The sequence below is a fragment of the Vibrio sp. BS-M-Sm-2 genome, assembly GCF_041504345.1.
In the GTDB taxonomy this organism is placed as follows: Bacteria; Pseudomonadota; Gammaproteobacteria; order Enterobacterales; family Vibrionaceae; genus Vibrio; species Vibrio satsumensis.
The window spans coordinates 1028653-1052432 of record NZ_CP167894.1 but is presented as its reverse complement, the minus strand read 5'-3'; the positions used below and the strand labels follow the sequence as shown (position 1 = coordinate 1052432).

Sequence of the window (23780 nt, the reverse complement as noted above, 5' to 3'; positions counted from 1 at the left end):
GCCATTATCTTTTTAAAGATAATTACACTTTAAATTGTGGCTGGGCTACCTGGATTCGAACCAGGGAATGCTGGCATCAAAAGCCAGTGCCTTACCGCTTGGCGATAGCCCAACAATGATATCACTTAAGACATCTCAATATGGTGCGGTCGGAGAGACTTGAACTCTCACACCTCTCGGCGCCAGAACCTAAATCTGGTGCGTCTACCAATTCCGCCACGACCGCTTTACTTTCCTAAAAACTCTTGTCGTTAATAAACATGTGTTTAATAACAAACAGAGTGCTTAGGAAATGGTGGCTACTGCGGGATTTGAACCTGCGACCCCATCATTATGAGTGATGTGCTCTAACCAACTGAGCTAAGTAGCCATTTCCAAATTGTCGTTCATTTCGAGACGTTGCCGCTTCGTTGTGAACGGGGCGCATTATGCGTAGTTGAGCGAAACCCGTCAACTTTTTTTTGAATAAATCGCGAATAAACATCTGTTCGGTTTCTTTTTAGGCAAAGAGGCGTATTTGTCGACAAAAAACAGGTCTAAAAGGCGATATATATAGGAAGTTAAGTTTCTGATGAGGGGCAATTTAGAAAGGAGAAAAACAAAAAGGCCAGTGAATTCACTGGCCTTTTTTCTAGATGTTTAATCAGAATTATACGTTGAAGCGGAAGTGAACAACGTCACCATCTTTAACTATGTATTCTTTACCTTCAAGGCGCCATTTACCTGCGTCTTTCGCACCGCTCTCACCGTTAAACTCGATGAAGTGATCAAATCCTACTACTTCTGCACGGATGAAGCCTTTCTCGAAGTCTGTGTGGATCTTACCCGCTGCTTGTGGCGCAGTTGCACCTACAGGGATTGTCCAAGCGCGAACTTCTTTAACGCCAGCAGTGAAGTAAGTTTGAAGAGTCAGTAGTTCGTAACCAGAGCGGATCACTCGGTTAAGACCTGGTTCTTCGATACCCATATCCGCTAGGAACTCTTCGCGATCTTCGTCATCAAGTTCGGAAAGCTCAGATTCGATTGCTGCACAAACTGCAACAACTACGTTGTTTTCGTTTTCAGCGTATTCACGAACAGCGTCTAGGTATGGGTTATTTTCAAAACCATCTTCTGCAACGTTTGCGATGTACATGGTTGGCTTAAGCGTTAGGAAGTTTAGGTAGCCGATTGCTGCCGCTTCTTCTTTGCCAAGTTCAACAGTACGCGCCATACCACCTTCAGTTAGAACTGGAAGTAGCTTTTCTAGTACAGTGATTTCGAATTTAGCGTCTTTGTCGCCGCCTTTTGCTTTCTTCGCGTTACGTTGAATTGCACGCTCACAGCTGTCTAAGTCAGCCAGTGCAAGTTCAAGGTTGATCACTTCGATATCTTCGATTGGAGATACTTTACCAGCAACGTGAACAATGTTTTCATTTTCAAAGCAGCGTACAACGTGACCGATAGCGTCAGTTTCACGGATGTTAGCTAGGAACTTGTTACCAAGACCTTCACCTTTAGATGCGCCAGCCACTAGGCCCGCGATATCTACGAATTCCATTGTCGTTGGAAGGATCTTCTGTGGATTAACAATTTTTGCTAATGCATCTAAGCGTAGATCTGGAACCGGAACGATACCTGTGTTTGGTTCGATCGTACAAAATGGAAAGTTTGCTGCTTCGATGCCTGCTTTAGTCAGTGCGTTAAACAGAGTTGACTTACCAACGTTTGGTAGACCAACGATGCCACATTTAAAACCCATGATATAAACCTTATTCTGCTTTGAACGTATGTAAGCGATTTTGTGCTTTTGGTAGGCCATCTTTTAATAAGATGTCTAGGCTGCGAACCGATTCGTCAACGACGGCCTCGATACACTCTTGCTCTTTTTGAGGAGCTTTGCCTAATACATAACCTGCAACTTTATCTTTGTGTCCTGGATGGCCGATGCCTAATCTAAGACGATAGAATTCTTTATTGTTACCCTGCTTGCTGATGATGTCTTTCAGACCATTATGTCCACCATGACCACCACCTTTTTTAAACTTTCCAATACCAGGAGGAAGATCTAACTCATCGTGAGCGACCATGATCTCTTCTGGTTTAATTTGGTAGAACTTTGCTAAGGCTGCAACTGCTTTGCCTGACAAGTTCATAAAAGTCGTTGGGATCAGCAAACGAAGATCTTCACCGTGAACCATGATACGACCCGTTAGGCCAAAGAACTTTGGTTCGTTCTTTAGTGTCACGTTATGTACACGCGCTAATTCTTCAACTACCCAAGCACCCGCATTGTGGCGAGTTTTGGCGTATTCTGGACCTGGATTAGCCAGTCCAACGAGAAGTTTTATTTGTTGGCTCAAGGTATGGATCTCTCTCGGGATTTCAAAAAGCGCCGTATGATATCACAGTTTATGAAAAAGGTGCGAGCTAGCTGATAGCTGCGCGATTATTCCTGTTTGTCATAACTAGCAGTGCAATATTACTCAGACATAAAAAAAGCACTTCATTGACTGAAGTGCTTAATGTCTTTCTCTTGCGTATTTCTAAAACCAAGCTTTTGTAAAAAGCTATAAGGCTTGGATTAGTTGAACATCGCTGAGATTGATTCTTCATTGCTGATACGACGAATCGCTTCAGCAAGCATGCGAGAAAGGCTAAGTGTTGTCACTTTACCAGTCGCAGCCATCTCTGGAGATAGAGAGATAGAATCCGTTACGATAACTTGGTCTAGAACAGAGTTCTTGATGTTGTTCGCAGCAGTACCAGAGAAAACAGCGTGAGTTGCGTAAGCGAATACACGCTTAGCACCGCGCTCTTTAAGCGCTTCAGCTGCTTTACATAGTGTGCCACCAGTATCGATCATGTCATCAACGATAACACAGTCACGGCCTTCAACATCACCGATTAGGTTCATTACTTCAGAAACGTTAGCACGTGGACGACGTTTATCAACGATAGCGATGTCAACATCACCTAGCGCTTTAGCCGTTGCGCGAGCACGTACAACACCACCAAGGTCTGGAGAAACCACAACTGGGTTTTCTAGACCACGGTTAGCCATGTCTTCTAGAAGAACTGGAGTGCCGAAGATGTTATCAACAGGTACATCGAAGAAGCCTTGGATTTGCTCTGCGTGTAGGTCGATAGTAAGAACGCGGTCAACGCCAACGTTAGAAAGGAAATCTGCAACAACTTTTGCAGTAATTGGCACACGAGCAGAACGTACACGACGATCTTGACGGGCATAACCGAAGTAAGGGATTACAGCAGTAATACGGCCAGCAGAAGCACGGCGCATTGCGTCAATCATTACCACCAATTCCATTAGGTTGTCATTGGTTGGTGCACAAGTTGATTGAATCAGGAATACATCGCTACCACGAACGTTTTCATTGATTTGAACAGCGACTTCGCCATCAGAAAAACGGTCTACAGTAGCATCGCCAAGAGAGATGTATAGACGATCAGCAATACGTTGGGCTAGTTCAGGTGTTGCGTTACCAGCAAATAGCTTCATATCAGGCACGGTGGAAACCTCGGGTTGCGTCCAGTTTTAAATAGATTGTGGGTGGGCTGATTGGTATTCAGCCAGAGTTTCTTTTAAAGGAGAAATGTTTCTTCCTTTCGCTACGAAAGCGGAAACTGTGTCAGGCAGTTGTTCTCGCACCAATTCGGCTTCTTTTTTGCTGTTAAATTCAGCAAAAACGCACGAACCTGTGCCAGTCAATCTCGACGGCGCGTATTGTAGCAGCCATGAAAGTTGCTTATCAACCTCTGGGTACAGCATTCGCACAATTTTTTCGCAATCGTTTACGTATTCTTGCTCTAGAAGCGTTGATAACGCTCGCTTTGGCGTGTTTCGAGTTAATTTTGAGTGTGTGAATATGTCTACCGTTGCTATGCTCACTTGAGGCTTAACCACAAGATACCATTTTTCATTCGGATTAGCGGGTTGTAGCTGTTCGCCAACGCCTTCAGCAAAGGCAGCATGACCACGAACAAATACCGGGACATCTGCTCCAAGCTTTAAACCGATTTCGGCGAGCTGATCATCTGAAAGATCGAGTTGCCATAAATAATTCAGCGCGACTAATACAGTTGCTGCATTTGAAGAGCCTCCGCCAATACCGCCTCCCATAGGAAGAACTTTCTTTAATTGAATATCCGCACCGAAAGTCGTCGACGTATATTGTTGAAGAGCAGTAGCGGCTTTCCAAATCAGGTTATCTTCTGTCGCAACGCCTGGAATTTCAGGTGTGATTGTTATCGAGCTTGTTTCTCGGTTTGCGGTAACCGTAAGTTCATCGCCAAAGTCGACAAACTGAAATAGGGTCTGAAGTTCGTGATAGCCATTGTCGCGTCGGCCAGTAATATAGAGAAATAAATTCAGCTTAGCTGGCGAAGGCCAGTGCGTTGGCGTTGTTATCATTTTTTCAGTGTCCACTTCGAAACTACAATGTTGATTTTGTTCTCGTCTTGCTTGAATGACAATCGAGTAGGGAGGGGAATTGTCTCTACGCTCGCGTTATCTTCACCCGATAGCTGTTTACTCGGCATTTCTGTATTTCGGTAGTTAGCAAAATTCAGTGTCCATAATTGACTGCTGACTTGTTTAGACAGAGATTCAAGCGTGTTGGTGGTGTTCAATTGGTAGCTGTCTGCTTGGTCGGGAATACCAAGAAACCATTGTGGCAGATGATCAATAGGGATCTGCAACCCAGTTAGTTGCTCTACCAATACAGATGCACTTGCGTGAGTGAATACCTGATCATCATAAGTGACTACCTTGGCACCCGAGCTGTCAATCGTGAGGTTCAAGGCGGTTTGACCAAGGAAAGTGGTCAGTCTTAATTGGCTTTGATTTGGGGAGTGCTTCCAAATGAAATTAAGGCTTTGGCGTTGCTCTGGAGAAATGTAAGCGAGCTTGCCTGAGGCTTGGTAGTTTTCTATCTGTAGAAGGCGGTTTTGGTGACTTTGCCACTCTACACTGGTCGGTTGTTCTGGGATAGACGAGCAACCCACCATAATTATGGTCATAAAAATAAGAGACGTGATTTTACGAAGCTTGCTCATATTTGCTCACAACTTGTTCAAATTTATCTAAAAAACGTCTCAACTATAGCATTGAATTCACGAAGTCAGGAAAACAAATCCCGCTTGCTCTTTAAATAGAGCCATGCATCAAGTAAAATTCGCCCCTTGTTTCCATTCCCTGATCGAGAACTTCTGATACATGTCTTTGCTTGCCGTAGGTATCAATCACAATACAGCGTCGGTTGAATTGCGAGAAAAAGTCGCTTTTGGTCCAGATAAATTATCTGAGGCACTCAAGCAACTTAACGCAAATGCACACGTAAATGGAAGTGTCATACTTTCTACCTGTAATCGAACTGAAGTGTATTGTGACGTCAAAGGCGTGGCAAAAAACAAGTTGATCGATTGGCTGTCAGTTTTCCATCAAGTTAGTCCTGAAGAGCTAAAACCAAGTCTTTATATCCATGAAGAGCAGGCTGCGATTAAGCATTTAATGCGTGTAGCTTGTGGTTTGGACTCTTTAGTATTGGGCGAGCCACAGATCTTAGGTCAGGTGAAGCAAGCTTATACAGACTCGCGAGAGAACAAATCTGTTGATGCTTCAATGGAAAAGCTGTTTCAGAAATCATTCTCTGTCGCGAAGCGTGTTCGAACTGAAACGGAGATCGGCGGAAGCGCGGTTTCGGTTGCTTACGCAGCTTGTACGTTAGCCAAACATATTTTTGAATCAATTGCCGATTCAACTGTGTTATTGGTGGGTGCGGGTGAAACGATTGAGTTGGTGGCTAAGCATCTTTCAGCGAATGGCTGCACCAAGATGATAGTGGCTAACCGAACTCGTGAGCGTGCTTTAGGGTTGGCTGAAGAGTTTGGTGCTGAAGTGATCAGCCTCAATGAGATCCCTGATCATCTGCATCGAGCGGATATCGTGATCAGTTCAACCGCCAGTCCGTTACCTATTATTGGTAAGGGTATGGTGGAGACCGCACTGAAAACAAGAAAACATCAACCTATGTTGTTGGTTGATATTGCGGTTCCGCGTGATGTGGAATCTCAGGTCGGTGAGTTAAACGACGCCTACCTTTATTCAGTGGATGATCTGCAGTCGATTGTTGATGGCAACATTGAACAACGCAAAGTGGAAGCGATTCAAGCGGAAGCAATAGTTAGCGAAGAAAGTGCGGCATTCATGAGTTGGATGCGTTCACTGCAAGCGGTAGACAGTATTCGTGACTATCGCAAATCGGCCAATGAAATCCGAGAAGAATTATTAAGTAAGAGTTTACAATCACTTGCCGCTGGTGGTGACCCTGAGAAACTCTTACTTGAGCTAAGTAATAAGCTCACAAACAAATTGATCCATGCTCCAACGCGTGCACTTCAAAGTGCAGCAGAGCAAGGAGAACCTGCAAAATTAATGGTCATTAGACAGAGTTTGGGCTTAGAAAACCCTCAATAATATTAGACCTCCAACAGAATAAGACATTATGAAAGCCTCGATTCTAGTAAAGCTTGAAACACTTGTTGAACGCTATGAAGAAGTTCAACATCTACTTGGTGATCCAGATGTAATCGGGAATCAAGACAAATTCCGTGCACTTTCTAAAGAGTACTCTCAACTAGAAGAAGTGACAGCTTGCTTCCAGTCATACCAGCAAGCTCAAGAAGATCTAGAAGCTGCTGAAGAGATGGCAAATGAAGATGACGCTGAAATGCGTGAAATGGCTCAAGACGAAATCAAAGACGCAAAAGCGGCGATTGAACGTTTGACTGATGAGCTACAGATTCTTCTGATTCCAAAAGATCCAAACGATGAGCGTAACTGTTTCCTTGAAATCCGTGCTGGCGCGGGTGGTGATGAAGCGGGTATCTTCGCGGGCAACCTGTTCCGTATGTACTCTAAGTTTGCTGAGAAGAAAGGCTGGCGCGTTGAAATCATGAGCAGTAATGCTTCTGAACAAGGTGGCTACAAAGAGATGATCGCTAAGGTTAGTGGCGATGCTGTTTACGGCACAATGAAATTTGAGTCGGGCGGTCACCGTGTACAACGTGTACCTGAAACTGAGTCTCAAGGCCGTGTTCATACGTCAGCATGTACGGTTGCCGTTATGCCTGAAATCCCAGAAGCTGATCTTCCAGAAATTAAAGCGGGCGATCTTAAAATTGATACTTTCCGTGCATCAGGCGCGGGTGGTCAGCACGTTAATACCACGGATTCAGCAATCCGTATTACTCACTTACCAACGGGTACAGTAGTAGAGTGTCAGGACGAGCGCTCTCAGCATAAAAACAAAGCGAAAGCGATGGCTGTTCTTGCTGCTCGTATTGTTCAAGCAGAAGAAGAGCGCCGCGCGGCAGCTGTTTCTGATACACGTCGTAACCTACTAGGTTCTGGTGACCGTAGTGACCGTATTCGTACGTACAACTACCCACAAGGTCGTGTTTCGGATCACCGTATCAACCTTACTATCTACCGTCTTAACGAAGTACTTGAAGGTGACATGCAAAGCTTGCTTGATCCTGTACTTCAAGAGCACCAAGCCGATCAGCTTGCTGCACTTGCAGAGAACAACTAACCTGTATGCAGTCAGCATATACGGTTGAAAGTGCTTTAAAAGCAGCAATCGTAAAGCTTCAAGAGGGTGATAACACATCACCCTCAATTGATGCCGCGGTACTGCTTTGTCACGCCTTAGATAAACCAAGATCTTACCTGCTTACTTGGCCTGAGAAACACCTCACCTCAGAGCAAGAGTCTGAATTCAATGCCCTTCTAACACGTCGCTTAACTGGTGAGCCTGTGGCTTACATTATCGGTGAGCGTGAGTTTTGGTCACTGCCGTTAAAAGTTTCCCCTTCTACCTTAATCCCACGCCCAGATACTGAGCGTTTGGTTGAGGTAGCTTTGGATAAAACTTACGGCAAGCAAGGTGCGATTCTAGATTTAGGTACAGGTACAGGTGCTATCGCGTTAGCATTGGCGTCTGAGATGCCGAATCGACAGGTAACGGGGATTGATCTTCGCCCTGAAGCACAGCAGCTTGCGACAGAGAATGCACAACGTTTAAACATCACCAACGCTACTTTTTTGCACGGCAGTTGGTTTGAGCCTTTGAGCTCTGAGGAAACTGTGAAGTTCTCTCTGATTGTCTCTAACCCGCCATACATTGAGAAGAATGATCCTCATTTGTCTCAAGGCGATGTGCGTTTTGAGCCGATCACAGCACTAGTTGCTGAAGAGAAAGGGCTTGCTGATATCCGATACATTTCTGAAAACGCACGCGGCTTTTTGGAAAATGAAGGTTGGTTAGCATTTGAACACGGCTATGACCAAGGCTCGGCAGTTCGTGAGATTATGCAGACGCTCGGTTATCTCGATGTTGTAACAGAGAAAGATTACGGTGGTAATGACCGAGTGACATTGGGTCGTTATTGTTCATAGTTCGTAGCTGTATTCGATTACGGATATTCGCTTATGAGTAATAGACGATGAACTTGCCAAATTGATACCTTTAGCTCGACAATACATTTAACTCGGTAATGCATTTAACGAAGAAATATAGGGCATTAACGGGTATTGTGAGGCTCGTGTTAACGAAAGCACATATAAAAATATAAAGGAATACCATGTACGAAGGTCTAAAACATTTTCACCTATTAACGATTGCGATAAGCGCGCTACTTCTTTCGATTCGATTCGCTCTTATGATGGCCAATTCGCCGAAGCTTAAACATCCTTTCTTGCAGCGTTTCCCTCATATCAATGACTCGTTGCTGTTGCTATCGGGTATTGGTTTGATTTTTATCACTGGCTTTATTCCATTTACACCAGCCGCACCATGGTTAACTGAAAAACTAACCTGCGTAATGGCCTACATCGCATTAGGTTTCTTTGCGCTTAAGTTAGGTAAAAACAACCTATTAAGAGTGTTCTCTTTCTTTGGTGCGCTAGGTTGGCTAGCAATGGCTGGTAAAATCGCAATGACGAAGACACCAACATTTTTCGGTTAATTATCTCCTTATTTCGGTTAACTACCTATGTACGAATTTTTTGATGAAGACTTTGACCAGCTAGAGTTAGCTGAAGGTGCATTGATCTTAAATAAAGCGATTAACCCAGAAACTCAAGACAGCTGGGCAGAGCAAGAGCTGGCTAGATTGTTAAAAGACGCCGAGTTTGCTTTGGTTAATGAAACCGATGAACAGCAGAAGTTTGAATCTTTTATTCGACTATTCTTTTATGAATGGGGTTTTGCTGGTGATAAAGATGCGTATTTCTCTTCGGAAAACGCGTTCATCGATAAAGTGCTTGAGAGAAAGAAAGGCATTCCTGTGAGTCTGGGAGCGGTCTTTCTTTTTCTAGGTCGCAAGCTAGGCTTTCCTGTAGAGGGTGTATCTTTCCCTACTCAATTCTTACTTAAAGTAAGCTGGTACGGGCAAGCTGCGGCCTATATTAACCCTTATAACGGTGAGTACGTTGGTGAACAAACCTTGCGAGCATGGTTAATTGGACATGACGGTCCATTAGCTAAGGTGAAACCTGAACACTTAGAAGTTGCAGACCACCCAACGATTATTGGTAAGTGGTTAGCACTGCTCAAGAGTGCACTGCTGAGAGAAGAGCGCTATACGCTTGCATTGAAGTGTACTGATCTTGCTTTAACCTTTGTACCGGATGACCCATATGAAATCCGTGACCGCGGTTTTATCTATCAGCAGCTAGACTGTCATCAAGTTGCTGCAACGGATTATCAATACTTTATCGACCAATGCCCAGATGACCCGGCATCTGAGTTACTGAAATCTCAAGTGAATGTCATGAACGAAAAGACCGTGGTTGTTCACTAATTAATAATTATTTAGAGAGAATATGATGGAACAGAAAACAGTTCACATTGGCGATATGCCAATTGCTAACGACAAGCCATTTACGCTATTTGCAGGCATGAACGTTCTTGAATCTCGCGATCTCGCTATGCAGATCTGTGAGCACTATGTGAAAGTAACAGAGAAGCTGGGTATTCCTTACGTATTTAAGGCGTCTTTTGATAAGGCGAACCGCAGCTCAGTTCATTCATACCGTGGTCCTGGCATGGAAGAAGGTCTTAAAATCTTCCAAGAGCTGAAAGACACTTTCGGCGTGAAGATCATTACTGATATTCACACAGAAGCTCAAGCTCAACCTGTTGCGGATGTGGTTGATGTAATCCAACTACCTGCATTCCTAGCTCGTCAAACTGATCTTGTTGAAGCAATGGCTAAGACTGGCGCAGTAATCAACGTGAAGAAGCCTCAGTTCATGAGCCCGAACCAAGTTGGCAACATCGTTGATAAGTTCGCTGAGTGTGGTAACGACAACATCATCCTTTGTGAGCGTGGCGCTTGTATGGGTTACGACAACCTTGTCGTTGATATGCTTGGCTTTGGCGTAATGAAGAAGTCTTCAAACGGTAGCCCTATCATCTTCGACGTGACGCACTCTCTACAAATGCGTGACCCATCAGGTGCTGCATCTGGCGGTCGTCGTGAGCAAACGGTTGAACTAGCAAAAGCTGGTCTTGCAACAGGTATTGCTGGTCTATTTATTGAAGCGCACCCGAACCCAGACCAAGCTCGTTGTGATGGCCCTTCTGCGCTACCTCTAGACAAACTAGAGCCGTTCTTGAAGCAGATGAAAGCACTGGATGATCTTATCAAAGGCTTTGAGCACATCGATATTAAATAGCTGAAGCTGATGTTAAGTAACTCGCTAATGTGAATTAGTTAAAGTGGTTATTTAACGGTATCAAATAAACGCCTAACTCTAAGAGTTGGGCGTTTTTGTTTATCTGGGCATCAGCTTGTATCGCTGGGTACGTCTCTGTTTGGTAATTGCTAAGTTGTTTAACTGATCGTTAATCTGTTTGGTAGAGCGCTAATCAGAGGAGATGATTAAATCATTGTTAACAAAGCCTTTGATGACCTAAGAAATAGGCATGAGTGTGTGAGGTCTGTCCTGTTTTTGGTAAATTGCTGATGTGTATCACACTTTGTAAGTAAACGATTGCCTGTGATGCAGGGGAAGTTTGAGTGTAATCTCATAATTTTGTTACACTTAACTGTTGATCTATGCGTGACCAATTCGACATAAATATGAAATCGTCGTGTTACATCTAAAATGTTAATTTAAGATTAGTCATGTTGAAGTCTTATTGTTCGAACTCCAGGAAAGGGGTCGCAATAGATTAAAAAAGCAGTGGATTCCCCTAAAAAGTTCAAAGGTATGACAATGAAGCAACGCCTTATTCTAAAGACAGCACTAAGTGCTGCAATTCTAGCTACTCTAGCTGGGTGTGCGTCTCAATCAGCTCATGATTGGAACCAAGACGAAACTTATAAGCTAACGATTCTTCACACGAACGATAACCATGGTCGTTTCTGGCAGAACAAATACGGCGAATACGGCATGGCTGCACGTAAAACGCTTGTTGACCAACTTCGTGCAGAAGTTGAAGCTGAAGGCGGTAGCGTGTTGCTTCTATCTGGTGGTGACATCAACACGGGTGTGCCAGAGTCAGATCTTCAGGATGCAGAACCTGATTTCAAAGGTATGAACAAGATTGGTTACGATGCAATGGCACTGGGTAACCATGAGTTTGATAACTCACTAGACGTACTACAAAAGCAGATCGATTGGGCTAACTTCCCAATGCTGTCAGCAAACATCTACGATAAAGCTACGGGCGAACGTAAGTTCCAAGCTTACGAGATGTTTGAAAAGCAAGGTATCAAGATTGCAGTTATCGGTCTAACCACTGAAGATACAGCAAAAATTGGTAACCCAGAGTTTATCGCTGGCATCGACTTCCGTGACCCTAAAGAAGAAGCGAAAAAACTGATCGCTGAACTTAAAGAAACTGAGAAGCCAGATCTCATCTTCGCAGTGACTCACATGGGTCACTACGAGAATGGCCAGCGCGGTGTCAACGCACCAGGTGATGTAGCACTAGCCCGTTACCTAAATGAAGGCGATCTAGATATGATCGTTGGTGGCCACTCTCAAGAGCCTGTATGTATGGAAGGCCCTAACGTTGCTAAGAAAAACTTCAAACCGGGTGATGAATGTAAACCAGACGTTCAAAATGGTACTTATATCGTTCAAGCTCACGAGTGGGGCAAGTATGTAGGCCGTGCTGATTACGAATTCCGTAATGGCGAACTAGAGATGGTTAGCTACGATCTAGTTCCTGTTAACCTTAAGAAGAAAGTTAAGATTGACGGCAAGAAGCAACGTGTTCTTATTCAAGACGAAATCGCACAAGATCCAGAGCTACTTGAATTCCTACGTCCATTCCAAGAGCAAGGTCAAGCTCAGTTAGAAGTTAAAATCGCTGATACAAATGGCAAGCTTGAAGGTGACCGTAACGTCGTTCGCTTCCAACAAACTAACCTAGGTCGTTTGATTGCAACCTCTCACATGGAGCGCGCAAAAGCAGATTTCGCTGTAATGAACTCTGGTGGTGTTCGTGACTCAATTGAAGCGGGTGAAGTGACTTACAAAGATGTACTAACAGTACAACCTTTTGCAAACATCCTGACTTACACTGATATGACGGGTAAAGAGGTTTTAGATTACCTAAATGTCGTGGCGACGAAACCAATCGATTCTGGTGCTTATGCTCAGTTTGCTGGTATCTCTATGACAGTAGCAAACGGTGAAGTATCGAATGTATTCATCGGTGGCAAACAGCTGCGTTTAGACGAAACATACCGCTTCACAGTACCAAGCTTTAACGCTGCTGGTGGTGACGGTTACCCTAAACTGTCTGACCACCCAGGTTACGTGAATACTGGTTTTGTTGATGCTGAAGTACTGAAAGAGTACCTAGAAGCGAATAGCCCAGTTGACGTGAATAAGTACGCGCCTTCTGGCCAAATGGTTTACAAGTAATTGAATCCAAGCAATTGTATCAATAGGTGCTAAATTAGATTGACTCTAGCACCATGATAAATTTAACTAAAGCGACGCCTCGGCGTCGTTTTTTGTTTATCTACCGTTTGGATTTGTTATGACCCCTGCAATCAATCTCGCCAAGAAAAAGAAAATCGCTCATAGTGTGCATCAGTATCATCATGATGCGAATAATACGAATTATGGATTAGAAGCCGTTGAAGCGCTTGGTCAAGATCCCAAACGTGTATTCAAAACGCTGTTGTTCTGCTTGAATGGTGTGGCGAAAGATTTGGCGGTTGCCGTTATTCCTGTCGACCAGAAGCTCAATCTAAAGCTGGCAGCAAAAGCGGCGGAAGGAAAAAAAGCAGAGATGGCTGATCCAGATATTGCTCAGAAAACCACGGGTTATGTTGTTGGTGGCATCAGCCCGCTTGGTCAGAAAAAAGCGCTGCCGACTTTTGTTCATTCTAGTGCGACAGAATTTGAAACAATATGTGTGAGTGCGGGAAAGCGAGGTTTAGAAATTGAACTTGCCCCTAAAGACTTAGCTCAACTGACTCGAGCTCAGTTTACTGATTTGTGCTTGCAAGTTGATGGTTAGTCGTTAAAAGCCATGACGTACCGAACAATAAACAAAAACGCCCACTCATTAGTGGGCGTTTCTGTATAAGGAGTCATTCTACTTTTTCAGACCTAAAGTGCCACTAACACGTTTCTGAACTGGTTTATTTGGTCTGTTTGAATCTTGACTACGGTTTGCTGGCTTACCGCTTCTGCGATCGTTATTGTCGCGATCTGTACGATTGCGATCCGAACGGTTTCTATCTGAATTAGAACGCTCTGAACGAGAGTTCGATTTCCAGTTCTCGGTGTTGCCGCCGCTTTCACTATTCGACGAATTACGACCACGCTTCGAGTTTGGCGCATGGCGGAATTCATCCGCGTTATTACCACGGTAAGTGCGAGTACGGTTCTCGTTTTGATTACGGCGCGCTTTTGAAGTTTGGTTCTCTTCACGGCTGTCAAAAAGTTTCGCGTCAGTCGCTTTACGAATACGTTGACCTTTCGCGTTCATTTTTGACGCATCTTCAGTACTTACTGAGCCTTCACACATCGCTAATATTTCAGTGATCTCTTCGTCGCTCAGGTAGCGCCATTTTCCGTTAGGAATACCGTCTAGTGAGATGTTCATAATACGAACACGGCGCAGTTTAAATACTTCGTAACCCAATGCTTCACACATACGGCGAATTTGGCGGTTAAGGCCTTGCGTTAATGTGATTCGGAACGAGAACTTGGTTTCTTTCTCGACCTTACATGGCAAGGTCACAGTATCGAGAATATGAACGCCAGCGCCCATTTGCTTCAAGAACTCAGTCGTAATCGGCTTGTCGACACGAACCACGTACTCTTTCTCGTGGTTGTTACCCGCACGAAGAATCTTGTTTACGATGTCGCCATCATTGGTCAGGAAGATAAGTCCATCAGAAGGCTTATCTAGACGACCAATTGGGAAAATTCGCTTGTGGTGGCCGATAAAGTCGACGATGTTGCCAGGAATATCACGCTCAGTCGTACAGGTGATACCTGTTGGTTTATTAAGAGCAATGTAAATAGGCTTCTCTTTTGAGCGAACAGGCTTATTGTCGATCTCAACATCATCACCTGGCAAGACTTTAGTACCCATTTCAGGGATCTTACCGTTAATAGTAACTCGGCCTGCATCAATGAGTTTATCGGCTTCGCGACGTGAGCAAAAACCAGTTTCACTGATATATTTATTAAGGCGTTTAGCTTGGGATTCTTGTGACATGATATTCTCTTAGCGTTTCACAACGGAAATATAGATAAACAAAAAGCAACTTTTGGGTAGTTGCTTTGAGTTGGAATTCGTTAACTGAGGCAATTTTAGCACTTGGTGTGAGTCTAGGCACGAAATATCGGTGTTGATGCAAAATCGTTATTCGCCTATTTATCTATCTCAACCTATCAACTGGTACGCTTTTGATGGCGCTCTCTGTTCTCTAGTTTTTTCTCATTACTCTTTCTGAGCATGACATAGACTGCGCCAGTACCACCATGAAATTGCTGAGCAGAATGAACACATTGAACATCGTTGATTTGCGTTAGCCAATTTGCAACGTAGCTTTTCATCATTGCTGGTGGATTCGAACGTTCGCCCTTACCATGAACAATGATGACGGTACGAACATCCATTCTTAAACACTGACGCAAAAATGAAAGCACTTCGTTACGTGCGTCTTTCAGTGTTTTCCTATGAAGGTCTAGCTTGGCTTGAATCGGGTATTTGCCTAGGCGCAGCTTTTTGTATACGCCTTCTTGTACACCGTCTTTTTTATAAGCAATAACATCGTCTGGCCTTATCATTGGTGAGTAGTCTAATGATAAGTAGTCTTTCTCGTTATCAGATAGCCACATAGCGGCTTCACGCTTGGCAAGGTGAGATTCTGTGACTCGGTGTACTTTCTGGTGTTCGGCGGTGTCATGGTCGATACGTTTAACGTCGCCCATCATTTCTTGGAATAGATCTAAGTCGTCATCATGAGACATAGTGTGTATCTCAAGTTGGGGAAGGATTGGGTAAGTATACCTAAGTTGGGACGGGGTTTAAAAATGAAAAAACCGGAGGTGACAAGAGAAATCAGCTCCGGTGCAAAGCGTTTTAATATTTACCCGTAAGTAATGATGCTTGAGGTAAATGATTTAGGCTGAGCGATTCTAGTGAGGAGATTTTTCAGTCATAACTTTGTAGATGAAGAAGCCTCCATAAAACATCATGAGACCCAGAGCCCCGAAGATTACTATCATTGAAGATAGTCCCACCGCATTACCAAATAGGAGATCTAGCCAAAAGTCCATGTGTATACCTCAAAGTTATATGACATGGCTTAGTGTATTAAGTAGCATTATCAATTTACTGATCTGGATCAATCCTGTTGCATAAGTTAAATACTTGTTGGCAACTGTGTGTTTTTCGTCACATTGAGCGAGTTGTTGTATGTCTTTTGTTCGAACGATTCGAATTCACAATAAATATGAGAAAAAGCGCTTGCGGATAAATTCAGAATCCGTATTATACGCTCCATCGACAGGCAATCAGCCAGTTAGATATCTCGGTGAATAGCGCAGCTTGGTAGCGCATCTGGTTTGGGACCAGAGGGTCGGGGGTTCGAATCCCTCTTCACCGACCACATTAAAGAAAGCCGTAGCAGAAATGCTACGGCTTTTTTGCATTTTAATCTGGTTTAGAACATGGGGATGGGGGCTGGAATGCCAGTCCAATCGAATTCCTCTTCACCGACCACATTAAGAAAGCCTGCTCATTGAGCAGGCTTTCGTCGTTTCAGGGCATGAGAAATGGGATTTGAACCTAGGTGGGGTTCGCCTGATGTTCAAAATAAGCTCTTCACAGCCACATTGAAGAAAGCCGTAGCATTCTGAACTGACCCCCAATAGTTGGACACCAATTATTGGGGGTCTTTTTATGTCCAAATATAGCCGAGAGCTAAAATGTATCATTGCTAAGCAATACTTAGATGGCACGTCATCTCTCTACTTAGCAAAACAATATTCAATTTCTTCAAGACAGATACGGTATTGGGCTCAAGTCTTTGCCATCCATGGTACTGATTCATTTTTACCAACTAACCATGCGGCTACTGCTCAGACAAAACGAAAAGCATTGAATTTAATGTGGACGAATGAATGGTCTCTCACGCACACTAGCGCAGTATTAAACCTCTCATCCCCTGGGATACTCTCAGTCTGGCTCAAACGATTTAATGAGCTCGGTATCAAAGGGCTCAAAATGCGCCAGAAAGGAAGACCCTCAATGAAACAGCAACCTCAACGTACCACTAAGCCTGATAATGAAATGACGCTTGAGGAGCTAAAAGAGGAGTTGGTTTACTTACGAACCGAGAATGCCGTTCTAAAAAAGTTGGAAGAGTTGGAGCAGGAAAAAAACCGTCGAACAAAGAAAAAGCGGTCATAGCTCTAACTCTTAAAGGCAAGTACCCGTTGAAGCACCTACTGCACACTCTACAGCTGGCAAAAAGTGTCTTTTATTATCAGGCTCAAACGAGCAAGCGCCCAAATAGCTACGAACGTGAGCTGCGGTTGATAAAGTCAATTTATCATGAGCATAAGGGCCGATACGGCTACCGCCGTATTCACTTGGAATTAAAAAATCAGGGGTTCGTGCTTAACCACAAAACGGTTCAAAGGCTTATGGCTCAGCTCAACCTTAAATCGACGGTCAGGATTAAAAAGTATCGTTCATACCGAGGAGAGTCTGGAACAGCTGCTCCCAACGTGCTTGAAAGAGATTTTAGTGCGACTCAACCCGACGAAAAGTGGGTAACTGATGTCACGGAGTTCAAAGTCAAAGAGCAGAAAGTATACTTGTCTCCCGTTGTCGACTTGTTTACTCAGGAAGTGGTTGCTTATAGAGTGGCCAAAAGTGCCTGCTTGCCGCTAGTCACGGATATGCTGACGGAAGCCATATCAAAGCTTAAACTCAACTCAAAGCCAATTATACATAGCGATCAAGGTTGGCAATATCGCCATCGACAGTATCAAAAAAAGGTAGCGGAGAGTGGGTTAACACAAAGCATGTCGAGAAAAGGTAACTGCTTGGATAATGCGGTTGCTGAAAACTTTTTTGCTTTACTCAAAACAGAGATGTATCACAACCAAAGCTTTGAAGATGCAGATGCTCTGATAGAGCAAATTAAAGAATACATCGAGTACTACAATACCAAACGTATAAAAGTGAAACTAAAAGGCCTGACTCCGATAGAATATCGAACTCAGGCCTTGAAAGCCGCTTAACAGAAATGTCCAACTTTACGGGGTCACTTCATTCTCTGTAATAGAAGGGTCTACGGCTTTTTGTATTTTGGTATATGTGTAATTCCCTAGAGCGACGAAGGAGCGAGTCGGGAATCTCTTGTTGTTCTAAGCGTCCTGCATAGAGACAAGGATTGATCCAGTAGTCCCAAATCTATTTACTTAACATCACAGGTAATGTTCTTGATTGGCGTCTCTGAGGTAACAAAACAAACATAAGCGTCAACAGGGTGATTTGGACCAATTCGAATGTAACCCGCCTGTACTTCATCTTCGTTAAAAGTCACCGAGTGAGAATTACCCGTCTGACCATCGTAGAAGCTTGCTTCAAAATTACCATTCATTTGGCTTGCGATACGGTTGCGTGTCGTTGATGTCGTGAACGTAATATTCGCGCATCGCATTGGTGGCTTTTCAGTAATCAAGAACTGTCCGCTTTCTTTATCTAACACACCGCCTTTGGTGTCTGGCTGAATGTCTATCGGCTGGAATTGTTCGATCGTACAAGTTTCTTTGGCAGACGCTACCGTGGGCATCAGAATCGCTAGGGCTAAAGGGAAAGCAAAAAGTACTGGTTTCATGAGAACAACACCGTATGTAAAAAGAGCGAAAGATAATAGCACCGCTATGGGGCGATTAAATGTAATGATTCTGTTATTAGGTAATGGTTATATTAGGAGAAGGTCATGGCTTCGAATTGAGCTAGCTGCCGTCACTAAGCTCAAATTGACACTGAGCCTGTTGGCTTTGTGATTGTTGAGTGACATTTAAACCTTTCTCTTCTAATAACTGCAAAAGGTTACCTTCGCCAATCAGGTGTAAAGTACCGACGACCAGCACGTAGTGTCCCTTTGAATCGAGTTTCCAATCATTGGCGGAGAGCTTGTTTGCCCAATCGACGTTGCGATCGGTTAAAAATGCTTTCTCTAGTTCAGATGGCATTTCAGACAGCTTCGCAAACTCCTCAAGCTTCGCTACATCACCGGCTTTCCAACTTTCAATTAAGCAGTGAACCACCCCATCAGTTTGGTCAAATTCTTCAAGGCTACTGACTAACCATTCTTTACCGGAATCTTTTTGTCCTGCAATGAGATCTATCTGAAATTGTAGAGGCTCTAAACTGATCACCGGAACGTCTTGTATCGTCGCTTTATAGGCGAGTGTTGCGTCTACACCGCCCGCTGAGCCATAGCCAAGGTTCTTTAATTGCTGCATCTGTATTGAGAGAGATGTCGCCCAAGGTGGAGAGCTCAGTAGTTGTTGAGTCGGCATACCCAAAGACTTTGAAATACTGGCTAATAACTGTTTTTGTTCTTTGTTTAATACATCACTCGTGGTCACTGTGGTCGTGGGATACACAATGCCTTCTGACTTCCTGATGTCTGTCTCGACAATTAATCCGTCGCTCTCTTTTAGCGTGTCAGTGATCTGTACTGGAAGTGGGTACATGCTCTCGTCTCCTACGTGGACGGAACCCAAGATGGTGAGTGTCAGTTCATCCTTTTTGGCTTGCCAATAAAGAGGTTCGGCCGAAGCTTGTTTGGCTGAAAATGCGAGAACGAATAAAGTTACGTACCAAAATGTGCGCAAGGAAAGCTCCTATTAAAAGAGATGAACTCGTTAAAATTGATTTTGACGGCGTTTTTTAACGGTTTTTTTGAGAACGATGTCACGTTGTTTGTACGAAAAGTATAACAACACGAACAAACTCTTAAACCTTTCTCTCTATCAACAACACGATTTTATGAAATCCGTTAAAAAGATTGTGATTCATTTCTCAATTTTTACGTCAAAATAAAACTGACGGAAGTGCCGTCGATTCTAACTTTATGATTTTTATGTAATTAATTTTATCGCAAATTTTGAGATTTGAAGCTGATCACTTTATTAACTTGATTTAATTCACGGTAAAAAATAAGCCCATATAGTTTATCTAACTTTCGAAGCGCTCCACTTTGCTTCTGACTCAATTTTTTAATTTATGGGTGAATACGATGTTGAAGAGAAACTTACTATCTGTAGCGGTACTGGCTGGTTTGACGGGTTGTGCTATTACACAAGCACCAGAACAAAAGGTGGTTAATGCACTGGCTGATAACCTTGATGTGCAATATGAAATCTTGACTAACCACGGTGCAAACGAAGGCATGGCTTGTCAGGACTTAGGTGCTGAGTGGGCGTCATGTAATAAAGTGAACATGACCCTGACCAATGACGGTGAAGCGATTGATTCGAAAGATTGGACTATCTACTTCCATAGTATTCGCCTTATTTTAGATGTTGATAACGAACAATTTAAAATCACTCGTGTAACGGGTGACCTACACAAACTAGAACCTACAGATAAGTTCGATGGTTTTGCCGCTGGTGAAGAAGTGATTCTTCCGTTAACGAGTGAGTACTGGCAACTGTTTGAAACTGACTTTATGCCGGGTGCATTCGTAACTGCGCCAAACGCAGAACCTAAGATGATTGCTTCATTGAATACTGAAGATGTTGCATCGTTCGTAACCGGCCTTGAGGGTAATAACCTTAAGCGTACGCCTGATGATAATAACGTAATGGCGACAGCGGTGACGCGTTTTGAAAAGAATGCAGATCTAGCAACGCAAGATGTATCAACCACGCTATTGCCAACGCCAATGTCGGTAGAGGCGGGTGAAGGTTCAGTGAGTATTGCTGGTGGTATTGCCCTACCTAAAGACGCATTTGATGCTGAGCAATTCGCAGCAATTGAAGAACGTGCAGATGTGGTAAACGTAGATGTGAGTGGCGACCTACCTGTTAGCGTCGCTGTTGTTCCTACTCAGTTTACGGGTGATTTAGCGAAATCTGGTGCTTATGAACTAAGTATCTCGGAAGAGGGGATCGCGATTAAAGCGTTTGATAAAACAGGTGCTTTCTACGCAGTTCAGTCTATTTTTGGCCTAATAGACAGTCAGAACGCTGAATCATTACCACAACTGTCGATCAAAGATGCACCGCGCTTTGATTACCGCGGTGTGATGGTGGATGTTGCTCGAAACTTCCACTCAAAAGATGCCATCCTAGCAACGCTAGATCAAATGGCTGCATACAAGATGAATAAACTTCACCTTCACTTAACAGATGATGAAGGCTGGCGTTTAGAAATCCCAGGTTTACCAGAGCTAACGGATGTAGGGTCTAATCGTTGTTTTGATTTGGATGAGCAAAGCTGTTTATTGCCTCAGCTAGGTTCAGGTCCAACAACAGACAACTTTGGCTCTGGTTTCTTTAGTAAAGCGGATTACATCGAGATCTTAAGCTACGCAAAAGCGCGCAGCATCGAAGTAATTCCAGAAATTGATATGCCAGCACACGCTCGTTCTGCTGTGGTCTCAATGGAAGCACGTTACACTCGTCTAATGGCGGAAGGTAAAGAAGCAGAAGCGAATGAATACCGCTTGATGGATCCACAAGATACATCGAACGTAACGACGGTTCAGTTCTACGATAAGCAAAGCTTCATTAATCCATGTATGGAATCTTCTACTCACTTTGTAGATAAAGTTATCTCTGAAGTGGCGGCAATGCACAAAGAAGCAGGCGTTCCACTAACGACTTGGCACTTTGGCGGCGATGAAGCGAAAAACATCAAGTTAGGCGCTGGCTTACAAGATATTAATGCAGAAGATAAAGTGGCTTGGAAAGGCAACATCGACTTGTCTAAGCAAGATAAGCCATTCCAACAGTCTCCACAGTGTCAGTCTTTGATCGCTGATGGAACTGTAAGCGACTACGCTCATTTGCCAAGTCACTTTGCCGAGCAGGTATCTAAGATTGTTGCTGACAAAGGCATTCCTCATTTCCAAGCGTGGCAAGATGGCCTGAAATACAGCGAAGGTGAGAAAGCATTTGCAACAGAAAGCACTCGCGTGAACTTCTGGGACGTTCTTTACTGGGGCGGTACTTCATCAGTTTACGACTGGTCAGCGAAAGGTTATGACGTAATTGTTTCTAACCCAGACTACGTATACATGGATATGCCATACGAAGTTGATGCAGCAGAACGCGGTTACTACTGGGCAACGCGTGCAACCGATACTCGTAAGATGTTTGGCTTTGCTCCAGAGAACATGCCACAAAACGCAGAAACATCATTAGACCGTGACGGCAATGGTTTCTCTGGTAAAGGCGAGATTGAAGCAAAACCTTTTTACGGTTTATCAGCGCAACTTTGGTCTGAAACAGTACGTACTGACGAGCAATATGAATACATGGTGTTCCCACGCGTTCTTGCAGCAGCTGAGCGTGCATGGCATCGAGCAGATTGGGAAAACGACTACAAAGTGGGCGTTGAATACTCTCAAGAAACTAACCTAGTGAATAAGCAAGCTCTAAACAGCGACTTTAATCGCTTCGCGAATATTGTTGGTCAACGTGAACTGGCTAAGCTTGAGAAAGCAGGCATTGATTATCGACTACCAGTTCCAGGTGCAAAAGTGGTTGATGGCAAGCTGGCGATGAACGTTCAATTCCCAGGCGTCGAGCTGCAATACTCTGCTGATGGCGAAAACTGGCTAACGTATGATGAGCAACAACGTCCATCGGTTTCTGGTGAAACTTACATCCGTTCTATTTCAGAAAGTGGTGAGAAAGTAAGTCGAGTAACGTCAGTTAAATAATCGATAAGCACTGTTATTAGTAGAAGAGCTCCCGAATTTTATCTTATCCAAGATAAAACGGGAGCTCTTTTTGTTTGCTGCGAATTAGGCTCTCATCCAAAACGGGAACATATAGAAACCGTCTTGGTCTATAACGTCAACAATGCACATAAGGTGAGGTTCATCGTAAAAGTGACGCACTTCTCATTATTCTCTTCAAAAAATAAGTCCTTCATAAAAAACTCTAAATCAAATGTGATTCAACCTACTGAATCTAATTTCGCACCGTAAAATAATGTGATCCCGATCTGTACGTTTTTCCATCTTGAGTTTTTTATCAATTTTTATATTTTTAAATGCTTGATTTTAATGAGTTAAATAACTTGTTCTTTTTTGATGGTGAGAGAGATCACTCTGTCTGTTCTTTTATTTTGAAACGCAAATTAATTCGAGCAACATAGATTTCATGCCAGGGAGGCGACCAACTACTCAAGCGGTGAAGGTGAATGATGTACCGAAGATATGCCGCTGAAAAAATCAAACTAAGGCAGTTTACTATGAAAAAAATTATCGCTCTAAGTGCTCTTTCTCTTGCTTTCGCTTCTAGTGCTTTTGCTGGTTCTTCTTACGTTACAGGTAACGTTCAATTTCACTCTGATTTCCAACCAAACGCGACGTCAACTCTAGAAGCGGGCCACACGTTTGATTCAGGCACAACACTACTAACAGAGTTCGATGGTATCTCTCTTGGTAAGTACGACAATGACGCAATCCAAGACAGCGGTCTAGGTAACTCTCCATACATCACTCTAGGTGTTGAGCAGATGTACAACATCAATGACAACCTATGGGTTGCTGCGGGTTACCACCACCTACTAAACAACGGTGAAACGGTTCAGTACCGTCCATTGGTTAAGATCGGTTACAACTTCGATAACGGTATCTCTATTAGCAACCGTACTCGTTACCACGCTATGGAAGATAGCAAAGCTGACGATCAAACTCGTTTTGACAACCGTATCGGTTACGCAGTAAACGCTGAGCTAGCTCTAAGCTACAACAACGTATACGTAATCAGCGATGCTGATAACACAATGGACCACGAGCTTCGTGCGACATGGACTCGTCAAGGCGTTCAACCTTACTTTGAGTACCGTAACCAAGCTGACAACGCTAACAACGCATTCGTATTCGGTGCTTCTTACGGTTTCTAAGCTGATTCACTTGGCTGTTTAGTCGATTAGATTATTGGCTAAGTGAGCTTCTTTGCTAATTGGCTTTTTTGTTAACTAGCGACGAAAACATAGCGGTACCAACAGCCCGGTTGGTGCCGC

22 protein-coding genes and 4 tRNA genes are annotated in these 23780 nt (G+C 43.7%); 13 read left to right on the top strand and 13 right to left on the bottom strand.

The window, feature by feature from the left end; translation table 11 throughout:
* Positions 1-37: 37 nt before the first annotated feature.
* From AB8613_RS04715 to lolB, 8 genes are all read right to left on the bottom strand, one after another.
* Positions 38-112 (bottom strand) — tRNA-Gln (locus tag AB8613_RS04715).
* Between the two features lie 29 nt (positions 113-141).
* Positions 142-226: transfer RNA gene (locus tag AB8613_RS04710), tRNA-Leu, on the bottom strand.
* Between the two features lie 67 nt (positions 227-293).
* Positions 294-370 (bottom strand) — tRNA-Met (locus AB8613_RS04705).
* Positions 371-649: 279 nt separating this feature from the next.
* The gene (ychF, locus tag AB8613_RS04700) at positions 650-1741 is read right to left on the bottom strand and encodes a redox-regulated ATPase YchF (RefSeq protein ID WP_010439159.1); all 1092 of its coding nucleotides are present in this window, start codon (positions 1739-1741) and stop codon (positions 650-652) included.
* A 10-nt stretch (positions 1742-1751) separates the two neighbouring features.
* Entirely contained in the window at positions 1752-2342 is a 591-nt protein-coding gene (gene pth, locus AB8613_RS04695; RefSeq protein ID WP_004739815.1) for an aminoacyl-tRNA hydrolase, read from the bottom strand.
* A gap of 221 nt (positions 2343-2563) precedes the next feature.
* Positions 2564-3508 carry a ribose-phosphate pyrophosphokinase gene (locus AB8613_RS04690; protein ID WP_004739814.1) on the bottom strand — a complete coding sequence of 315 codons (945 nt, stop codon included), beginning with the start codon at positions 3506-3508 and terminating at the stop codon, positions 2564-2566.
* A 27-nt stretch (positions 3509-3535) separates the two neighbouring features.
* Entirely contained in the window at positions 3536-4411 is an 876-nt protein-coding gene (gene ispE, locus AB8613_RS04685; RefSeq protein ID WP_285953000.1) for a 4-(cytidine 5'-diphospho)-2-C-methyl-D-erythritol kinase, read from the bottom strand.
* On the bottom strand, positions 4408-5055 hold the full coding sequence (gene lolB / locus AB8613_RS04680) for a lipoprotein insertase outer membrane protein LolB (protein ID WP_146492352.1): 648 nt from the start codon (positions 5053-5055) through the stop codon (positions 4408-4410). Before lolB ends, ispE begins: the two co-directional genes overlap by 4 nt.
* Positions 5056-5215: 160 nt before the next feature.
* Here lolB and hemA point away from each other — a divergent pair, with 160 nt between their 5' ends.
* From hemA to ybaK, 8 genes are all read left to right on the top strand, one after another.
* Entirely contained in the window at positions 5216-6475 is a 1260-nt protein-coding gene (gene hemA / locus AB8613_RS04675) for a glutamyl-tRNA reductase (protein ID WP_060983584.1), read from the top strand.
* Positions 6476-6503: 28 nt separating this feature from the next.
* Entirely contained in the window at positions 6504-7592 is a 1089-nt protein-coding gene (gene prfA, locus AB8613_RS04670) for a peptide chain release factor 1 (RefSeq protein ID WP_019821589.1), read from the top strand.
* 5 nt (positions 7593-7597) lie between these two features.
* Complete coding sequence (gene prmC / locus AB8613_RS04665; protein ID WP_132787417.1) at positions 7598-8458, top strand: peptide chain release factor N(5)-glutamine methyltransferase; 861 nt, start codon at positions 7598-7600, stop codon at positions 8456-8458.
* A 185-nt stretch (positions 8459-8643) separates the two neighbouring features.
* Positions 8644-9027 (top strand): SirB2 family protein, encoded by a 384-nt coding sequence (locus AB8613_RS04660; protein WP_060467244.1) that lies wholly within the window; start codon positions 8644-8646, stop codon positions 9025-9027.
* Positions 9028-9054: 27 nt separating this feature from the next.
* Positions 9055-9864, top strand: a complete 810-nt coding sequence (locus tag AB8613_RS04655; protein ID WP_060983586.1) for a SirB1 family protein — start codon at positions 9055-9057, stop codon at positions 9862-9864.
* Positions 9865-9886: 22 nt separating this feature from the next.
* The gene (kdsA, locus tag AB8613_RS04650) at positions 9887-10741 is read left to right on the top strand and encodes a 3-deoxy-8-phosphooctulonate synthase (protein WP_017069619.1); all 855 of its coding nucleotides are present in this window, start codon (positions 9887-9889) and stop codon (positions 10739-10741) included.
* 543 nt (positions 10742-11284) lie between these two features.
* A complete protein-coding gene (gene ushA, locus AB8613_RS04645) occupies positions 11285-12946 on the top strand; it encodes a bifunctional UDP-sugar hydrolase/5'-nucleotidase UshA (protein WP_123322811.1) in 1662 nt (553 codons plus the stop codon).
* A gap of 118 nt (positions 12947-13064) precedes the next feature.
* Entirely contained in the window at positions 13065-13550 is a 486-nt protein-coding gene (gene ybaK, locus AB8613_RS04640; RefSeq protein ID WP_146492349.1) for a Cys-tRNA(Pro) deacylase, read from the top strand.
* 78 nt (positions 13551-13628) lie between these two features.
* Here the strand turns inward: ybaK and rluF are convergent, their stop codons facing one another.
* The 3 genes from rluF to AB8613_RS04625 form a co-directional block, all read right to left on the bottom strand.
* Positions 13629-14762 (bottom strand): 23S rRNA pseudouridine(2604) synthase RluF, encoded by a 1134-nt coding sequence (gene rluF, locus AB8613_RS04635; RefSeq protein ID WP_372384568.1) that lies wholly within the window; start codon positions 14760-14762, stop codon positions 13629-13631.
* Positions 14763-14938: 176 nt separating this feature from the next.
* The gene (gene smrA, locus AB8613_RS04630; RefSeq protein ID WP_372384567.1) at positions 14939-15520 is read right to left on the bottom strand and encodes a DNA endonuclease SmrA; all 582 of its coding nucleotides are present in this window, start codon (positions 15518-15520) and stop codon (positions 14939-14941) included.
* Between the two features lie 168 nt (positions 15521-15688).
* Entirely contained in the window at positions 15689-15829 is a 141-nt protein-coding gene (locus tag AB8613_RS04625; protein WP_017062321.1) for a DUF3149 domain-containing protein, read from the bottom strand.
* Between the two features lie 255 nt (positions 15830-16084).
* Here AB8613_RS04625 and AB8613_RS04620 point away from each other — a divergent pair.
* The 3 genes from AB8613_RS04620 (at position 16085) to AB8613_RS04610 (ending at position 17803) form a co-directional block, all read left to right on the top strand.
* A tRNA-Pro gene (locus tag AB8613_RS04620) sits at positions 16085-16161 on the top strand.
* 293 nt (positions 16162-16454) lie between these two features.
* Entirely contained in the window at positions 16455-16964 is a 510-nt protein-coding gene (locus AB8613_RS04615; RefSeq protein WP_146492455.1) for a helix-turn-helix domain-containing protein, read from the top strand.
* Positions 16961-17803 (top strand): IS3 family transposase, encoded by an 843-nt coding sequence (locus tag AB8613_RS04610; RefSeq protein ID WP_372384798.1) that lies wholly within the window; start codon positions 16961-16963, stop codon positions 17801-17803. Before AB8613_RS04615 ends, AB8613_RS04610 begins: the two co-directional genes overlap by 4 nt.
* A 176-nt stretch (positions 17804-17979) precedes the next feature.
* On the opposite strand, the gene AB8613_RS04605 is transcribed toward AB8613_RS04610, so the two are convergent.
* Both AB8613_RS04605 and AB8613_RS04600 read right to left on the bottom strand, forming a co-directional pair.
* Positions 17980-18402 (bottom strand): hypothetical protein, encoded by a 423-nt coding sequence (locus AB8613_RS04605; protein ID WP_285952994.1) that lies wholly within the window; start codon positions 18400-18402, stop codon positions 17980-17982.
* A 121-nt stretch (positions 18403-18523) separates the two neighbouring features.
* Positions 18524-19411 (bottom strand): TraB/GumN family protein, encoded by an 888-nt coding sequence (locus AB8613_RS04600; protein ID WP_372384566.1) that lies wholly within the window; start codon positions 19409-19411, stop codon positions 18524-18526.
* Between the two features lie 404 nt (positions 19412-19815).
* On the opposite strand from AB8613_RS04600, the gene AB8613_RS04595 reads away from it, so the two are divergent.
* Complete coding sequence (locus AB8613_RS04595; protein WP_372384565.1) at positions 19816-22467, top strand: beta-N-acetylhexosaminidase; 2652 nt, start codon at positions 19816-19818, stop codon at positions 22465-22467.
* A 536-nt stretch (positions 22468-23003) separates the two neighbouring features.
* Positions 23004-23660: an oligogalacturonate-specific porin KdgM family protein gene (locus AB8613_RS04590; RefSeq protein WP_019824160.1), complete on the top strand. Its 657-nt coding sequence runs from the start codon at positions 23004-23006 to the stop codon at positions 23658-23660.
* Positions 23661-23780 lie beyond the last annotated feature (120 nt).

What these genes read in the sequence shown, in the direction of transcription:
- ychF (WP_010439159.1), bottom strand. Translation starts at nt 1,741, where the DNA reads ATGGGTTTTAAATGTGGCATCGTTGGTCTACCAAACGTTGGTAAGTCA.
- ispE (WP_285953000.1), bottom strand. Translation starts at nt 4,411, where the DNA reads ATGATAACAACGCCAACGCACTGGCCTTCGCCAGCTAAGCTGAATTTA.
- lolB (WP_146492352.1), bottom strand. Translation starts at nt 5,055, where the DNA reads ATGAGCAAGCTTCGTAAAATCACGTCTCTTATTTTTATGACCATAATT.
- hemA (WP_060983584.1), top strand. Translation starts at nt 5,216, where the DNA reads ATGTCTTTGCTTGCCGTAGGTATCAATCACAATACAGCGTCGGTTGAA.
- prfA (WP_019821589.1), top strand. Translation starts at nt 6,504, where the DNA reads ATGAAAGCCTCGATTCTAGTAAAGCTTGAAACACTTGTTGAACGCTAT.
- prmC (WP_132787417.1), top strand. Translation starts at nt 7,598, where the DNA reads ATGCAGTCAGCATATACGGTTGAAAGTGCTTTAAAAGCAGCAATCGTA.
- AB8613_RS04660 (WP_060467244.1), top strand. Translation starts at nt 8,644, where the DNA reads ATGTACGAAGGTCTAAAACATTTTCACCTATTAACGATTGCGATAAGC.
- AB8613_RS04655 (WP_060983586.1), top strand. Translation starts at nt 9,055, where the DNA reads ATGTACGAATTTTTTGATGAAGACTTTGACCAGCTAGAGTTAGCTGAA.
- kdsA (WP_017069619.1), top strand. Translation starts at nt 9,887, where the DNA reads ATGATGGAACAGAAAACAGTTCACATTGGCGATATGCCAATTGCTAAC.
- ushA (WP_123322811.1), top strand. Translation starts at nt 11,285, where the DNA reads ATGAAGCAACGCCTTATTCTAAAGACAGCACTAAGTGCTGCAATTCTA.
- ybaK (WP_146492349.1), top strand. Translation starts at nt 13,065, where the DNA reads ATGACCCCTGCAATCAATCTCGCCAAGAAAAAGAAAATCGCTCATAGT.
- rluF (WP_372384568.1), bottom strand. Translation starts at nt 14,762, where the DNA reads ATGTCACAAGAATCCCAAGCTAAACGCCTTAATAAATATATCAGTGAA.
- smrA (WP_372384567.1), bottom strand. Translation starts at nt 15,520, where the DNA reads ATGTCTCATGATGACGACTTAGATCTATTCCAAGAAATGATGGGCGAC.
- AB8613_RS04625 (WP_017062321.1), bottom strand. Translation starts at nt 15,829, where the DNA reads ATGGACTTTTGGCTAGATCTCCTATTTGGTAATGCGGTGGGACTATCT.
- AB8613_RS04615 (WP_146492455.1), top strand. Translation starts at nt 16,455, where the DNA reads ATGTCCAAATATAGCCGAGAGCTAAAATGTATCATTGCTAAGCAATAC.
- AB8613_RS04605 (WP_285952994.1), bottom strand. Translation starts at nt 18,402, where the DNA reads ATGAAACCAGTACTTTTTGCTTTCCCTTTAGCCCTAGCGATTCTGATG.
- AB8613_RS04595 (WP_372384565.1), top strand. Translation starts at nt 19,816, where the DNA reads ATGTTGAAGAGAAACTTACTATCTGTAGCGGTACTGGCTGGTTTGACG.
- AB8613_RS04590 (WP_019824160.1), top strand. Translation starts at nt 23,004, where the DNA reads ATGAAAAAAATTATCGCTCTAAGTGCTCTTTCTCTTGCTTTCGCTTCT.